The sequence below is a fragment of the Bacillus sp. PAMC26543 genome (assembly GCF_014250375.1).
Lineage (GTDB): Bacteria > Bacillota > Bacilli > Bacillales > Bacillaceae > Bacillus > Bacillus halotolerans.
In genome coordinates, this window is sequence record NZ_CP060193.1 from 826,175 (window position 1) to 841,728 (window position 15,554).

At 41.4% G+C, this 15,554-nt stretch carries 18 protein-coding genes; 11 read left to right on the forward strand and 7 right to left on the reverse strand.

All coding sequences use genetic code 11. The annotated features are described in order from the left end of the window. The first annotated feature begins 8 nt into the window (after positions 1-8). Positions 9-1,826 (forward strand): zinc ribbon domain-containing protein, encoded by a 1,818-nt coding sequence (locus H7F27_RS04065; RefSeq protein WP_185848612.1) that lies wholly within the window; start codon positions 9-11, stop codon positions 1,824-1,826. 39 nt (positions 1,827-1,865) lie between these two features. Here the strand turns inward: H7F27_RS04065 and H7F27_RS04070 are convergent, their stop codons facing one another. From H7F27_RS04070 to opcR, 3 genes are all read right to left on the reverse strand, one after another. Then, a complete protein-coding gene (locus tag H7F27_RS04070) occupies positions 1,866-2,567 on the reverse strand; it encodes a zinc ribbon domain-containing protein (protein WP_185848613.1) in 702 nt (233 codons plus the stop codon). A 161-nt stretch (positions 2,568-2,728) separates the two neighbouring features. Next, a complete protein-coding gene (locus tag H7F27_RS04075) occupies positions 2,729-3,343 on the reverse strand; it encodes a PH domain-containing protein (RefSeq protein WP_024122878.1) in 615 nt (204 codons plus the stop codon). 181 nt (positions 3,344-3,524) lie between these two features. Continuing rightward, positions 3,525-4,082 (reverse strand): opuC operon transcriptional regulator OpcR, encoded by a 558-nt coding sequence (gene opcR / locus H7F27_RS04080; protein WP_103671315.1) that lies wholly within the window; start codon positions 4,080-4,082, stop codon positions 3,525-3,527. 263 nt (positions 4,083-4,345) lie between these two features. On the opposite strand from opcR, the gene opuCA reads away from it, so the two are divergent. The 6 genes from opuCA to H7F27_RS04110 all read left to right on the forward strand — a co-directional run bounded on the left by opuCA (position 4,346) and on the right by H7F27_RS04110 (position 8,904). Then, positions 4,346-5,485, forward strand: a complete 1,140-nt coding sequence (opuCA, locus tag H7F27_RS04085) for an osmoprotectant ABC transporter ATP-binding protein OpuCA (RefSeq protein ID WP_101859940.1) — start codon at positions 4,346-4,348, stop codon at positions 5,483-5,485. Between the two features lie 21 nt (positions 5,486-5,506). Beyond that, complete coding sequence (opuCB, locus tag H7F27_RS04090) at positions 5,507-6,160, forward strand: glycine betaine/carnitine/choline/choline sulfate ABC transporter permease OpuCB (protein ID WP_024122875.1); 654 nt, start codon at positions 5,507-5,509, stop codon at positions 6,158-6,160. 64 nt (positions 6,161-6,224) lie between these two features. Beyond that, positions 6,225-7,091 carry an osmoprotectant ABC transporter substrate-binding lipoprotein OpuCC gene (gene opuCC, locus H7F27_RS04095; protein WP_185848924.1) on the forward strand — a complete coding sequence of 289 codons (867 nt, stop codon included), beginning with the start codon at positions 6,225-6,227 and terminating at the stop codon, positions 7,089-7,091. Between the two features lie 17 nt (positions 7,092-7,108). Continuing rightward, positions 7,109-7,798, forward strand: a complete 690-nt coding sequence (gene opuCD / locus H7F27_RS04100; protein WP_024122873.1) for a glycine betaine/carnitine/choline/choline sulfate ABC transporter permease OpuCD — start codon at positions 7,109-7,111, stop codon at positions 7,796-7,798. Positions 7,799-8,017: 219 nt separating this feature from the next. Beyond that, the gene (gene sdpR / locus H7F27_RS04105; RefSeq protein ID WP_024122872.1) at positions 8,018-8,290 is read left to right on the forward strand and encodes a sporulation delaying system autorepressor SdpR; all 273 of its coding nucleotides are present in this window, start codon (positions 8,018-8,020) and stop codon (positions 8,288-8,290) included. Next, positions 8,287-8,904, forward strand: a complete 618-nt coding sequence (locus H7F27_RS04110; protein ID WP_024122871.1) for an SdpI family protein — start codon at positions 8,287-8,289, stop codon at positions 8,902-8,904. Before sdpR ends, H7F27_RS04110 begins: the two co-directional genes overlap by 4 nt. A 52-nt stretch (positions 8,905-8,956) precedes the next feature. Here the strand turns inward: H7F27_RS04110 and sdpC are convergent, their stop codons facing one another. From sdpC to H7F27_RS04130, 4 genes are all read right to left on the reverse strand, one after another. Then, positions 8,957-9,571: a sporulation delaying protein SdpC gene (gene sdpC / locus H7F27_RS04115; RefSeq protein WP_024122870.1), complete on the reverse strand. Its 615-nt coding sequence runs from the start codon at positions 9,569-9,571 to the stop codon at positions 8,957-8,959. 42 nt (positions 9,572-9,613) lie between these two features. Beyond that, entirely contained in the window at positions 9,614-10,585 is a 972-nt protein-coding gene (locus H7F27_RS04120; RefSeq protein WP_185848614.1) for a sporulation-delaying protein SdpB, read from the reverse strand. Next, positions 10,582-11,061, reverse strand: a complete 480-nt coding sequence (gene sdpA, locus H7F27_RS04125) for a sporulation-delaying system protein SdpA (RefSeq protein ID WP_049809963.1) — start codon at positions 11,059-11,061, stop codon at positions 10,582-10,584. Before sdpA ends, H7F27_RS04120 begins: the two co-directional genes overlap by 4 nt. A gap of 214 nt (positions 11,062-11,275) precedes the next feature. Further along, positions 11,276-11,809: a GbsR/MarR family transcriptional regulator gene (locus H7F27_RS04130; protein ID WP_024122867.1), complete on the reverse strand. Its 534-nt coding sequence runs from the start codon at positions 11,807-11,809 to the stop codon at positions 11,276-11,278. A gap of 284 nt (positions 11,810-12,093) precedes the next feature. On the opposite strand from H7F27_RS04130, the gene opuBA reads away from it, so the two are divergent. The 4 genes from opuBA to opuBD are packed head-to-tail and all read left to right on the forward strand — an operon-like array spanning position 12,094 to position 15,535. Then, on the forward strand, positions 12,094-13,239 hold the full coding sequence (gene opuBA, locus H7F27_RS04135; RefSeq protein WP_101864778.1) for a choline ABC transporter ATP-binding protein OpuBA: 1,146 nt from the start codon (positions 12,094-12,096) through the stop codon (positions 13,237-13,239). 14 nt (positions 13,240-13,253) lie between these two features. After that, on the forward strand, positions 13,254-13,907 hold the full coding sequence (locus H7F27_RS04140; RefSeq protein ID WP_185848615.1) for an ABC transporter permease: 654 nt from the start codon (positions 13,254-13,256) through the stop codon (positions 13,905-13,907). An 11-nt stretch (positions 13,908-13,918) separates the two neighbouring features. Next, a complete protein-coding gene (opuBC, locus tag H7F27_RS04145; RefSeq protein WP_185848616.1) occupies positions 13,919-14,839 on the forward strand; it encodes a choline ABC transporter substrate-binding lipoprotein OpuBC in 921 nt (306 codons plus the stop codon). A 15-nt stretch (positions 14,840-14,854) separates the two neighbouring features. Further along, positions 14,855-15,535 (forward strand): choline ABC transporter permease OpuBD, encoded by a 681-nt coding sequence (gene opuBD, locus H7F27_RS04150; protein WP_024122863.1) that lies wholly within the window; start codon positions 14,855-14,857, stop codon positions 15,533-15,535. Positions 15,536-15,554 lie beyond the last annotated feature (19 nt).

A 15,554-nucleotide genomic window follows, 5' to 3' on the forward strand; every position in this document is an offset into this window, starting at 1 on the left:
AAAGTCACATGTTTTGTAAGGAATGCGGTCAAAAAAATAATGAAGGGGCCAAGTTTTGTAAAGAATGCGGCACCCCGATCGGAGGGAGCAGCAGACAGGCAAATCAAGAAACAGCAAGCACTGCTGAAACGAGGCAGGCTCCGCGGAAACCAATCCCTAAGAAAACCATCATGTTATGGAGCAGCATTGCCGCAGCGTGCGTCATATTATTCACTGCATATAAAACCGGAGCGTACCTTACTTCTAAGGACAGGTTAGTCGACAAATTTGAGCAGGCTGTAAATGATGAGGATAAAGACCAAATCGCTTCGCTGCTAACACCGGCAAATGACAGGCTCAAGCTTACTAAACAAAACGTAAAGCCGTTTCTTACATATTTAAAGGATCATCCTGACAAAAAAGATGAGCTTTTTTCATCGCTGCGTGCTGAAACAGTCCAAAAGGATATTGTTTACGCGGAGAAAGACGGGAAAACTTTGCTAGTATTTGACCATTATGATTTAAAGATAGCACCTGTTTATTTTGAAGTAACCAGCAATTATAAACATACGGATCTCTATGTGAATAAAGAGGAAGCCGGATCTGTAAAGAAAGCAGATCAAGCACAAACCCTTGGACCGTACATTCCCGGCGAATATACAGTCTCAGCCAAACTGAAAAACGATGTAGTGGATCTTGTGAAAAAGGAAGACATTCAGGCGGTTGGTGACAACAGCTTTCGTGTTGATCTCTCATTGGAAGCGGATAATGTAACATTCAGCTTAGCGGACGACATGAAGGATGGAAAGGGAGAATTGCTGATTAACGGAAAATCCATCCATAAGGATCCGTTCAAATCTGTCACATACGGCCCGCTTCTGACAGACGGATCAATGACAGCTGCGGTTGAAGCGGAGTTTCCATGGGGAAAAACAAAAACAGCGGGTGTGCCGATTGATAGCAAAGAAATGGAGTTAACATTAATTCCTGACCAAGACACACAAGAAACAATCATGAATACGATTGTCAAAACGACAAAGCAATATTCCAAAGCGCTTTCTGATGGAAATACAGCTCAGATGACAGAGGCAAGTGCCAGTTGGAAAGCCGAAGTAAAAGATAACGTGGATTCGATGAAAAACACGGATTCTTACTTAAAAGATAAATATCTGGAAACAGACTTTGATTTGGATACATTTGCTCTATCCCAGAAAAATGACGGTACATGGCAGGCGTCAGTAAAAGGAAAAGAACTTCACCAGTCGGCTAATTATAATGACTATACGAAACCTGAAATGTCGGATGAGAGCCCGAGCTATGAATATCTGCTTTCATATGATAAAAAACAGAAAAAGTGGATGTTCGAAGATGCAGAATCAACTTTTGATTCTGCCGGCACAAATATAAAGAAAATAAAAAATGATCATGCAGAGACGTACACGTCAGCCTGGGCAGACGCAAAAGGCAAGAAAGCAAGCGTAAGCCCATCGGCCGGCGATGTCACGGATGAACAAGTGACATCATTTATGGTTAGTTATCTGACAAATCAATCAACCGCAGTGAATTTAAATGAATTTGCGGTCATGGAAGGCAATCTGGAAAAAGGAAGTTCATTATATAATGATCAGCAGAAATTGGTTAAGAAGCTGTACAGCGAGGGGACGACTGAAGTATTTATTGATGTAGAGGTAAAAAGCTTTAATCAAAGCGGCTCGAATATCACAATTAAAACATATGAAGAATTTGATATTACAAAATCAGGCGGCAGTACAAAGCGCAGAACATACAACTGGACCTACACCGGCGTAGTGAAAGACGGAAGAATTTATTTAACATCTATTCAATAAAAACAAACCCCCATCACCAGCAGGCGATGGGGGTGTTTTTTAAAAAAAGATATAACGGAAAATCTCTTTAATATAATGTTCGATGATGAACCGAAACGCAACGCATGTGATGAGATAAATCACAGTGGTTGAGTAAATGATATCAGCTTTTCCTTTATACGAATGCTGGTAACTGCTCAGCATCGCAGGGGGAATAGCGAAGAATGCGCCGATTAAACCAATCGCTAACACGGTGAAACAAAGATCTGTATGTAATAAAAACAATAGAAGTGCAAGAATCAAAATAGCTGTAAATGGAATAAGAAACGCACCAAATCTGGAGAATGAATCTTTAAATGAGACTTGGTTTCCCGCAATTTTTAAGGAAAAAAAGATCAATGCATGCAACCCGAAAATAAAAAGGGCAAAGTAAATGGTTGGCTTTAAAAAGATTTCTGTAAAGCTCGCACTGCCGGGACCTTCTGAAAAAAGAATATAAAACATCAGCGGAGTTAGTAAACTGAAAAGCACCATTGTAATGATTCCGCTGATCAGCTGTTCGCCGCCTGTTGTTTTGCACTCCTGATAAGGGCGTTTCAGAACAGCCAGAACAAATGAACCGAACTGCTTTGCTGCTTGTTTTGCAGCTTCAGCTCCCGCCTGTGCTCCTTGATTTTCGCCGGCTTGGCGTGGAAGAGGCGATCCGCATTTCTCACAAAACTTTCCGCCATCTGCTTGATGGCCGCATTGAGGACAAAACATATGATGACTCCTTTTACATGTAATATAGGGAAAATAGACTAATAATGTCATTATAAAAGAAAAAAGTAGAAAAGTAACCAATATCCAGGTAAAAAATTTTCTCCAAGATTACGTATCAGAAACAAGACACGAGCTGCCAGATGCGAACCCGTGTCTTGTTTCTAGTTATTCATATATTTTTCAAATACGTCACCGAAATCTTTAATATGGTACTGCGAGCGGACGGAAGTGACCCATGTAAACCCGAATTCGGTCAGCTCTTTGTATTGTGTTTCAATATTGACGTGCTCAGGGCGGGTATGCTGAAGGATGGTGACTGCTCGTTCCAGACTTTGTTCAGCCTGATTGATCAAAATGTCATTTTCATAGATCGTTTCAGAGATACGGAGAAGGGCTTTATACAAATCTTTCAGCTTTTCAATTTGCTCTTTATGCACATCGATGTCAAATTGTTCAGAGCCCAGCTTGAACTTGATTTCAACATCCAAATCGACCTTCCCGGCGGTTTCCAGAAAAACATCAGAGATTTTATATTGGGAATAAGGGTAGCGTTTCAGCGTTCGTTTAGAGGAAGTGGCACGTTCGCCGTCAACATGGATCAGCGCCAGATTCGTGAAGCAATATTCATCGGCTTTTGTTTTAATCAGGAAATAAATTTTTTCGTTGTCTTCATGCATGACATAGTCATCAGCATCTGTTTTGTCATAATCCTGAGGTTCGATAATTTTTCCGATATCTGATAATCCGAGTGCATCTGCTGCAATTTTCTTGAACATATAGATACATCCTTCCTATTTACATAGTCACTTCATTGTAGCATGCGGTGTTTCCGAACGGCTATAAACGTTTGTGAAGAATCAGCCTCTTGGTAAGGCCAATGTCACATGGAGGAAGTATACGATGTTCTTATGTATGATGTTTCCAATATTAATCTCATCATGTAGAAAAGCAGTTCCCTTACTTCAGGGAGCTGCTTTCAGCTGTTTTCGGCACGTATTCAAATACTTCTTCACTCTCAAAAAACTCAATTAAGCGGCTCAGCCAATCATAGTAATGAAGCCATTCTCTTAATTCATTCAGCAGCTGATTGACTTTCTCTTCGGCTTCTCGGGGAAGATCGTCCCTTTGTGAAAGATCCGTCAGTTCCCGGTTTAATTTTTTGTACAGCACTTTGTTTTTGCTCACGACCTTTGTCCAGTTCGCCGCAAATAAAGATATGAAGGTTTGATAATAATCCTGCTCTACGTCGTAAAGATCTTTTCTTACGCCTTTTTCAAACACCTTTTCGGCAATGTTGGCATCAATCATTTCACGGACAACCTGGCTCATCCGTGTTTTGCTCATGCCTGTTGCTTCTGACAGCTCGCTTAACGTCATCGGTTTTCGATTCATATAAATAATCCCGAGCACACGCCCGACAGTAGAAGGCATTCCAAACGTATGCATGTTTTCGGCAATCTTCTCGATGAGATGCTCTTCAGCATGTTCAATGATGTCGAAAGCAGTTTTTTCCACAGCTGATCATCCCTTCAAATGGCAATTGATGGTGTCAATATATCATATTTCTGCCAGTTGTTGAAAACAGCTGTATGCGGAGGAAGCGAGAGGTATCCGGCGTAATTGTAAGAACACCCTCTCTGCCTGAGTCATAACAATAAATAATCTGTAAATAACATATAATTTCAACACATTGTAAACTTTTTATTTTACAAAGTTCAAATTATAATAAAGATTATACTTTTCAGAAAAATTAACGGAAATCTGCGGAGGTGCACGGATTGCTGAAATTAGAACAAGTGTCAAAAGTATATAAAGGCGGCAAAAAAGCTGTGAACAGCATTGATTTAGATATTGCTAAGGGCGAATTTATCTGTTTTATCGGCCCGAGCGGCTGCGGAAAAACGACGACGATGAAGATGATTAATCGACTGATTGAACCGTCGTCAGGAAAGATCTTTATCGACGGAGAAAACATAATGGAACAGGACCCGGTTGAACTGCGGAGAAAAATCGGCTATGTGATTCAGCAGATCGGTTTGTTTCCCCACATGACCATTCAGCAGAACATTTCACTCGTTCCGAAACTGCTGAAATGGCCTGAAGAAAAACGGAAAGAACGGGCGAGAGAGCTGTTAAAGCTTGTTGATATGGGCCCTGAATATTTAGACCGTTATCCCCACGAGCTCAGCGGCGGACAGCAGCAAAGAATCGGCGTGCTGCGCGCACTGGCTGCGGAACCCCCTCTCATTTTAATGGATGAACCGTTCGGAGCGCTTGACCCGATCACGCGGGATTCCCTTCAGGAAGAATTTAAAAAACTGCAGAGAACGTTAAACAAAACCATCGTGTTTGTGACCCACGACATGGACGAAGCCATTAAGCTAGCTGACCGGATTGTGATTTTAAAAGCGGGTGAAATCGTTCAGGTCGGCACACCTGATGAGATTCTCAGAAATCCGGCAAATGAATTTGTAGAAGAATTTATCGGGAAAGAGCGCCTGATCCAGACAAGGCCTGAAATTGAGCGGGTTGAGCAGATGATGAACAGAATGCCTGTCACGGTTACAGCGGACAAAACGCTTTCTCAGGCCATTCAGCTGATGAGAGAAAAACGCGTCGACTCGCTGCTTGTTGTAGATGAGCAAAATGTGCTGAAGGGATACGTAGATGTTGAAATCATTGATCAAAACCGCAAAAAAGCGAGCGTTGTTGGTGATGTGTACCGCTCGGATATGTATACCGTGCAAAAAGGAGCCCTTCTCCGCGATACCGTCCGGAAAATCTTGAAGCAAGGAATTAAGTATGTTCCCGTTGTTGATGAAGAGCACCATTTAGCAGGGATTGTGACAAGAGCAAGCCTTGTGGACATCGTATATGATTCCATATGGGGCGAGGAAAACCAGCTAATGACGATCTGATCAGGGGAGGAGCTCTTACACATGAATCAAATGATGACTTTTTTACAGACGAACGGCGGAGAGCTGCTGTATAAAACAGGTGAACATTTATATATTTCTCTTATTGCTGTTGTATTGGGTATTATCGTTGCGGTGCCGCTCGGCGTTCTGCTGACCAGAATGAAAAAAGGCGCAGGCGCGGTTATAGGTGCCGTCAACATTGTGCAAACCTTGCCGAGTCTGGCGATTCTGGCATTTTTTATCCCGCTTCTCGGTGTGGGAAAAGTGCCGGCGATCGTCGCTTTATTTTTCTATTCGGTGCTTCCGATTCTGCGCAATACGTATACAGGCATTAAAGGTGTAAACAAAAATCTGCTTGAGTCAGGAAAAGGGATTGGAATGACCGGCTGGGAGCAGATCCGGCTTGTCGAGATTCCGCTGGCGATTCCGATTATTATGGCAGGCATCCGCACATCCACGATCTATTTAATCGGCTGGGCGACCCTTGCCTCATTTATTGGCGGCGGCGGTCTTGGTGATTACATTTTTATCGGACTGAACCTGTATCAGCCTGAATACATCATTGGCGGTGCTGTGCCGGTTACAATCTTAGCCATTATCATTGATTATTTGCTAGCCGTGACGGAACGAAAAGTGACACCGAAGGGATTGCAAGGGATGAAGGAAGTTTCTTAAGGAGTTGGCTGTATTGAAAACGAAAAAAATCAGATGGATCGGCGCGCTCGCTTTCGCCTTTGTCATGCTGCTGAGCGGCTGTTCTCTGCCGGGACTTGGCGGCGCCTCACAAGATACGATCAAGGTCGGGGCGCAAAGTATAACAGAATCAGAAATTTTAGCGAATATGATTGCGCAGCTTATTGAACACGATACGGATTTAAATACGGCTTTAGTCAAAAATCTCGGATCAAACTATGTTCAGCACCAGGCGATGCTCGGCGGTGACATTGACATATCCGCCACACGCTATTCTGGCACGGATTTAACGAGCACCCTCGGAATGGAGGCGGAGAAGAATCCGGAAAAAGCGCTGAACTTTGTACAGAAAGAATTTGACAAACGTTTTAAATATAAATGGTTTGATTCTTACGGGTTTGATAACACATACGCCTTTACCGTAACAAAAAAGTTTGCGGAAAAGGAGCATGTAAACACCGTGTCTGATCTGAAGAAAAACGCTTCTGAATATAAGCTGGGGGTCGACAATGCCTGGCTGAAACGGAAGGGCGACGGATATAAAGGTTTTGTCAGCACGTATGGATTTGAGTTCGGAACAACCTATCCGATGCAGATCGGACTTGTTTATGACGCAGTCAAAAACGAGAAAATGGACGCCGTTCTTGCTTATTCCACAGACGGCCGGATTAAGGCGTATGATCTCAAAATCCTAGAAGACGATAAACAGTTTTTCCCGCCGTATGACTGTTCGCCGGTGATTCCGGAAAAGGTGCTTAAGGAACATCCGGAGCTTGAAGGCATTATTGATAAACTGATCGGGAAGATTGACACGGAAACCATGCAGGAGCTCAACTACGAAGTGGACGGCAAACTGAAGGAGCCATCTGTTGTGGCAAAGGAATTTTTAGAGAAACATCATTATTTTGACTAAGAAAAGAGGCAGACCAAATGGAAGTATTACAGCAGCTTGGCACTTACTATTCGCAAAACGGCAGTTATGTGCTGCAAGAGTTTTACCGCCATTTTCTGATGTCGGTGTACGGCGTTTTGTTTGCGGCCATCGTCGGCATTCCGCTTGGCATCCTGATTGCCAGATACAGAACATTAAGCGGCTGGGTTTTCGCCGTCACGAATGTGATCCAGACGGTGCCGGCGCTCGCCATGCTGGCCGTGCTGATGCTAGTGATGGGGCTTGGCGCGAATACGGTCATTTTATCGTTATTTCTTTATTCGCTGCTGCCGATCATCAGAAATACGTACACAGGCATTGTCAGTATTGAACATGCCTATCTTGAATCAGGAAAAGCGATGGGCATGACAAAGTTTCAAGTGCTGCGGATGGTCGAGCTTCCGCTGGCGCTTTCTGTCATTATGGCCGGCCTCCGCACCGCGCTCGTCATTGCTATCGGCATTACTGCCATCGGGACATTTGTCGGCGCCGGCGGTCTCGGAGACATCATCGTCAGGGGGTCAAACGCAACAAACGGGACCGCGATTATATTAGCTGGCGCGATCCCGACAGCCCTTATGGCGGTGATAGCTGATTTGGTCATGGGCTGGCTTGAACGCGCGTTAAGCCCGATTAAAAATAAAAAAAGAAACTATATTAAAGCTGAAAGAAAAACCACCTCTATTTAAATAAAACAGGGGTGGTTTTTTTAGTAAACAACCTGTGTTAGTCCCTTTAACCGATACTTTCCAGCGTTGAAGTTAGACAAGTATTTTAAAAAAATCTTCAAATATCAGATGGTTATTGCCAATTTTAAGGTTGTTTTGAGAAAAGTTTCAAGTTATAATAATAATACATTTATACAAACATCTAAATGTCTAAATGTTTTTCGAAAAGGAGAAAACGCTATGAATAATGTTTTCAAAGCTATATCAGATCCAACTAGGAGGAGAATTTTGGATTTGTTAAAAGGAGGGGATATGACTGCGGGAGATATTGCAGAACATTTTAATATCAGTAAACCGAGTATTTCTCACCATTTGAATATTTTAAAACAGGCGGAAGTCATAGCTGACCACCGTAAAGGGCAATTTATTTATTATTCTTTAAATACCACAGTACTTCAAGACTCAATAAATTGGATGCTTAACTTTATAAATAAAGGGGATAACGATTTATGAAGAAAAATATAATTTCCATAATTATTGTTTGTTTGAGTTTCTTGACTTCAATTATATTTTATCAGTACCTTCCGGAAGAAATACCGATACAATGGTCAGGAAATAAGCCGGCTGCCTTTATATCTAAACCTCTAACACTTTTTATTATACCTATTGTTATGCTTATTTATTATCTTACTTTTTATATGTTAACCATTAAGTCAACGCAAAAAAATAAAGCATTGCTTTTTCTAGCTTCTAATAATATGTTAATCCTTTTATATATTTTACAGCTCTCAACCCTTTTAGTAAGTTTAGGATACGAACTGGATATTGATTTAATAATTGGTCTTGCTGTTGGTATCTTTTTAATTATTGGTGGAAATTCCATGCAGTTAGCAGAGCAAAACCATCTTATCGGATTGAGGACACCTTGGACATTAAAAGATGAGACTGTTTGGAAATTGGGTAATCGCTTTGCCTCTAAAGTACTTGTAGCGTGTGGTTTTATCATAGCCATTCTTTCATTTTTTACAGGGGAATATATTATTATGATTATGATTGTGTTAGTGTTGCTAGCATTAGTTATTTCAACGACTGCTTCCTATCTTTATTACAAAAAGTTAAACGGTTAACGTTAAAAAAGTGTCTTGCGGAGTAACCCGCAAGACACTTTTTTTATAATGATTATTGATGAATCAATTTTAGGGTTTTTGCAGCAGCAGCTTCTAGATCAGAATTATTATTAGAAGCTGAAGAGGAATATTTGGCAACGTATTTCCAAACTGCAGTTGTTACGGCGGCAGCGGTTTGCAATGCTACCGCGTTAACGCCTACAACATATAAATATCCAGCTGCTACACAGACGGCATAAAGCCCGCAAGATGGAGTTGCTTTATTGGTAGAGTATTTTACGTTTTGATTTTTCTTGGCATATTTTTGGATAAGTTGATCTGCTTTATTCATATTATCAATGAGTTTTTTAGGGTCTTTACTGTCAATCGATTGTTTCAATTCATCCAGATATTGTGGTTGATCTTTTTTTATAAATTTGACTACATCATTCACTAATTTTTTACCTTCTGTACTATTCGCCTCTTTTACGAGTTTAGGGTCCAAATCGCTAGAAATTAATTTACCAACCTCTCCTTGGCCAAATAAAAGTCCTCTAAAGTAATCTTCTCCAGAAAATGTATTGTTTTCTTTAGCAGATGTACTTGACTCCTTAGAGAATCCTACTAATGAAAAAACCAATATCGTCACCATGGAAACAATCAATAGCCTAAGTAATTTACTTTTCAAATTATTATACCTCCATTAAGTTATTTCTCCATTATCTAAATATTAGTTATGAAACAATTTTGTAAGGAACTTGACTGATTCACCTCCTAATCTTTTGAAATTCCTTTTTCCTTTTACGGATATATATTTAAATAAAGGAGAACACCAATTCAAATTGATATTTTGTTGTATAGGATGTAGATATATAATTAATGCAGATATCATGATTAAGCCGAAACTTACAATACCGATGCTGATTATTATCCCTATGTGAAATATTATTCCTAATATTAATGCAATTTTTTTTATTCTGATATTAGAAACTATACTTGCTGCTAAGAACAGCTCAAAAATAGTTACTAACCAAGTGATGACAACAATATAGTTGCTTTCAAGCAGTGGATTCAATAAATTAAGTTGATAATCAGGCAATCCAAAAACAGGATCAGAAAAGAAATAATAAATTGCTGTCCCTTCAGCCCACTCTTTATTTTTCAAGCGCTCTAAAGCTGCATTTAAATAGATTACAAAAACTTGAATTTTAATTATTGTCACTAAATAAAATAATACTATCTTCTTTGTGAAAGATTCATAATTGATATCTATTATTTTCCAATGATTTTGCCTTGAATCTAATAATGTAACAGGAAATAAAAGAAATGAAAGAACAGTTGCAATTTGTTCACCGCCATCAATAGTTAAAGCTGAAGTTTGAATGCTATAGCAAATATACCAGTGGAAAAAACCGGTAAATCTAGGCCTCCATCCTATAACCACTAAAGCTAATATAAAAATCATTAAGTATCTTATAACCTCAAAACTGATGCTATATTTGTTAGCAAAACAAAAGGCAGTGGGAATATAGACATTTTCACACGTGACATTATTTGCACTATAACTAAATAAAATATCAGCACTATTAAATACTAAAACTAGTAATGTTGAGAAACCAAGTAAACTTCTAGAAAGTGCATATGTATTTTTCCATGGATTATAGGTGTCAATATAACTTTCGAAACTATTTAATATTTTCATATTATTTTTACTTTTAGCACCTTTCTTTCAAAAGAGGTAGTTTGTTTAAAATCTATCCAATACCATGAGAGTGGCTTTTGTCGGTATATAAGGTACTCTCCTTTGCTAAGATGTGTATAGTCCTTGCTTTTTTTTACTTCAATAGGCTTCATTTGTCTCTCTAAATTTGTGCAGGAAGTGTTGTTTTCACATGTTTTCCAATTCTTTGGTTCGATATTCTCAACAATTTTGCCTAATTCTATTGCCTGAACTCTTCCTTCTCTTTTTATCCCGAAAAAATTATTAGGAAGTGCATTAGGTAACTTTAAATTTTCTTTTGTGTGAAACGAAATGTTTTCTTCAGTAGGGCTTTTACTATAAAAGCCAAAGCCTTGGGGAGACAATTGTTGCAAAAAATTTTTTTTAAACAGTGGATTCTGAGGTGAGATATTACTAAAGTAATAGGAAGAAAATGAAAGGAAACATATAGTCGTTATAGTTATAATTGCTCTTTTTTTGATTTGGGTTACCTCCTTTAAGCCAATCTAATCATTTCAAAAAGATTATATAATAACTAGTAAGAATAATCAACAGAAAATGGATAATAAACAAAATATTGTAAATTATATTTGGTTTTGTTTTGTGGGAAAAATTTGATATTTAAAATTTGTATTGTACGTAAAGTTCCCAATATCAATTTTGGGAACTTCTTTACGGTTTCGGCACATATTTAAAAATCTCTTCACTCTCAAAAAACTCAATCAGACGGGCGAGCCAATTGTAATAGTCGAGCCATTCCTTTAATTCCTTCAACAGCTCATTCACCTTTTCTTCCGCTTCAGGAGAAAGCTCTTCATCCAAGATACTGAGCAGCTCCCGGTTGAGTTTTTTATGCATCATTTTATTTTTGCTGACGACTTTGCTCCAAGTGGCTGTAAACAGAGTGATAAAGGTTTGGTAGTAATCCTCTTCAACATCGTATAAGTCTTTTCGCACGCCCTTTTCGAACACCTTCTCGGCGATGTTGGCATCGAGCATGTCCCGCACGACCTGGCTCATTCGCGTTTTGCTCATGCCGGTCGCTTCTGATAATTCCGTCAGCGTCATCGGCTTGCGATTCATATAAATAATGCCCAGCACACGTCCAACGGTAGAGGGCATTCCAAATGCATGCATGTTTTCCGCGATTCTTTCTATGAGGTGGTCTTCAGTCTGTTCAATTATCGTTAACGGATCTTTCTCCAACAGTTTCAATCCTTTCAGCTAACAATTCCGATGTCAATATACCACATTTTTGATGCGGCGGAAATGCTGTAATCATAGAATTTGGCAGGAAATTGGAGCAATAAGGAGATCATTACCGGTCAATACGGGTAAATCAGGGTTTACACATACTTTATAAATAATATGAACAAATTGTAAACTTTTTATTTTATAAACTTTATTCTATAATGGGAAGCATTCAATTGTCTGAAAAATTAAATATGAACTGAACGAATTGAATGAATTTAATTTTGGAGGTGCGATGTTTGCTGACATTAAAAAATGTCTCGAAAACATATAAGGGCGGCAAAAAAGCTGTGAACAGCGTGAATCTGGAAATTGAAAAAGGTGAATTTATCTGTTTTATCGGTCCAAGCGGCTGCGGAAAAACGACAACGATGAAAATGATTAACCGATTAATTGAGCCGTCAGCCGGTCAGATTTTTATTGACGGCGAGAACATGATGGAACAGGACCCGGTAGAACTCAGGCGTAAGATCGGCTATGTCATTCAGCAGATCGGACTGTTCCCCCATATGACCATTCAGCAGAACATATCACTTGTGCCTAAGCTGCTGAAATGGCCGGAGCAGCAGCGGAAAGAACGTGCGCGTGAGCTTTTAAAATTGGTTGATATGGGACCTGAATATTTAGACCGTTATCCTCATGAATTAAGCGGGGGACAGCAGCAGCGAATAGGTGTATTACGGGCACTTGCCGCGGAACCGCCGCTTATCTTAATGGATGAACCGTTTGGGGCGCTTGACCCGATTACGAGGGATTCCCTTCAGGAAGAATTTAAAAAACTGCAAAAAACCTTACATAAAACCATCGTATTTGTTACCCATGATATGGATGAAGCGATTAAGCTAGCAGACCGGATCGTCATTTTAAAAGGCGGAGAGATTGTGCAGATCGGAACGCCTGATGATATTCTGAGAAATCCGGCAAACGAATTTGTTGAGGAGTTTATCGGCAAGGAGCGCCTGATTCAGTCATCAAGTCCTGATGTTGAGCGGGTTGATCAAATTATGAGTACACACCCGGTGACCATTACGGCGGATAAAACGCTCTCTGAAGCGATCCAGCTGATGAGGCAGGAGCGTGTCGACTCGCTCCTGGTTGTAGATGACAGCCATGTTCTTCTAGGCTATGTAGATGTGGAAATCATTGATCAATGCCGGAAGAAAGCCGAGCTCGTAGGCGAGGTCCTGCATCAAGACATCTACACCGTCTTGGGCGCAACACTGCTGCGGGATACAGTACACAAAATTTTAAAACGGGGTGTAAAGTACGTGCCGGTTGTAGATGAAGACAGCCGTTTAATAGGAATTGTGACGAGAGCGAGCCTGGTTGACATTGTGTATGAGTCCATCTGGGGAGAAGAAAAACAGCTCGCAGTATTGTCATAGGGAGGTTGTCAGACATGAATCATATCATTGAATTTTTGCAAACCAACGGAGGCGAGCTGCTTTACAAAACATATGAGCATATCACCATTTCTCTCATCGCCGTCATTTTAGGCGTGGCTGCCGCTGTGCCTCTTGGGATTGTGCTTACCAGAATGAAAAAAGGAGCCGGCTCCATTATCGGCATTGTGAATATCATTCAGACGCTGCCCAGTCTGGCAATCCTCGCTTTCTTTATCCCGCTCTTGGGAGTCGGAAAAGTTCCGGCTATTGTGGCCTTGTTTTTCTATTCCGTTTTGCCGATCCTGCGCAACACGTATACCGGGATTCGCGGCGTTAACAAAAATCTGCTTGAATCAGGAAAAGGCATCGGGATGACGGCAGCTGAACAAATCCGCCTCGTGGAACTGCCGCTTGCCGCGCCCGTCATCATGGCGGGGATCAGAACATCCACGATTTATTTAATCGGCTGGGCGACGCTTGCATCCTTTATCGGAGGCGGCGGATTGGGTGATTATATTTTCATCGGCCTGAATTTATATCAGCCGGAATATATCATCGGAGGAGCGGTTCCCGTCACGATATTGGCGATTGTCATTGATTATGTGCTTGCGTTGACGGAACGAAAAATCACGCCTGCCGGACTGCAGGGAATGAAGGAAGTTTCATAAGGAGGCTGCTCATGAAAAGAAAACATCTTAAATGGCTGAGCGGTTTTACGCTCGCAGTAATGCTGATGCTAAGCGGCTGTTCGCTTCCCGGGCTCAGCGCCGCTTCAGACCAGACCATCAAAATCGGCGCGCAAAGCATGAGTGAATCAGAAATCATCGCAAGCATGCTTGGCCAGCTGATCGAACACCATACGGATCTAAAAACAACAACCATTAAAAATCTTGGCTCCAACGCGGTGCAGCAGCAGGCCTTGATGAATGTAGAAATCGATATTGCGGCCACAAGATATACAGGTGACGCGCTGACAGGCACGCTGAGGATGAAACCTGAAAAAGATCCGGACAAAGCGCTGGCGCTGACACAGCAGGAGTTTAAAAAAAGATACGATTTAAAATGGTATGACTCCTACGGGTTTGATAATACGTATGCCTTTACCGTCAGCAAGAAGCTTGCGGACCAATATCATTTAGAAAACGTATCAGACATCAAAAAATGGGCGCCGCAATTAAAGTTGGGCGTCGACAATTATTGGATGAAGCTGAAAGGGAACGGCTATCAGGATTTTACGAAAACCTACGGCGTGACATTCGGCGGCACGTATCCGATGCAGATCGGGCTTGTGTATGACGCGGTGAAAAGCGGAAAAATGGACATTGTCCTCGCTTACTCCACGGACGGGAGAATCAAGTCCTATGATCTCAAAATGCTAAAGGATGATAAACAATTTTTCCCTCCGTACGACTGCTCTCCTGTTGTTCCGGAACAGGTGCTTAAAGAACATCCTGAACTGGAAGGCATCATTCAGAAAATGATCGGAAAAATCGATACAGCCACGATGCAGGAGCTTAACTATGAAGTCGACGGTAACCTAAAAGAACCGTCTGTCGTTGCCAAGGAATATTTGCAAAAGCATCACTACTTCGAATCGTGAAAGGGGGATTGACCAATGAATGTGCTTGAACAGTTAATGACGTATTATGCACAGAACGGCAGCTATGTAATGGAAGAATTCGGCCGCCATTTTCTCATGTCGGCTTACGGCGTCTTGTTTGCTGCTGTCGTCGGGGTTCCGGTCGGAATCCTCATTGCGCATTTCCGCCGCTTGTCAGGATGGGTATTCGCCGTAACAAATGTCATTCAGACGATTCCGGCGCTCGCCATGCTGGCAGTCCTGATGCTTGTCATGGGGCTCGGCGCAAACACAGTGATTTTATCATTATTTCTGTATTCCCTGCTACCGATTATCCGAAACACGTACACAGGCATTGTCAGCATTGAACACGCATACTTAGAATCAGGAAAAGCGATGGGGATGACGAAATTCCAAGTTCTTCGGATGGTTGAGCTCCCGCTCGCGCTTTCTGTCATTATGGCAGGCCTTCGAACGGCTCTCGTCATCGCTATCGGCATTACAGCAATCGGCACATTTGTCGGCGCCGGCGGCCTTGGGGATATGATCGTCCGCGGGTCAAACGCCACAAACGGAACGGCGATTATTCTAGCCGGCGCGATTCCGACTGCGGTGATGGCGGTTGCGGCTGATTTGCTCATGGCTTGGGTGGAGCGGGCGTTACATCCGGTCAAGAAAAAAAGAACCAGGGTGAGACGTATTCAAACAGCTGCATAAGAACAAAAAAAGAGGCTTG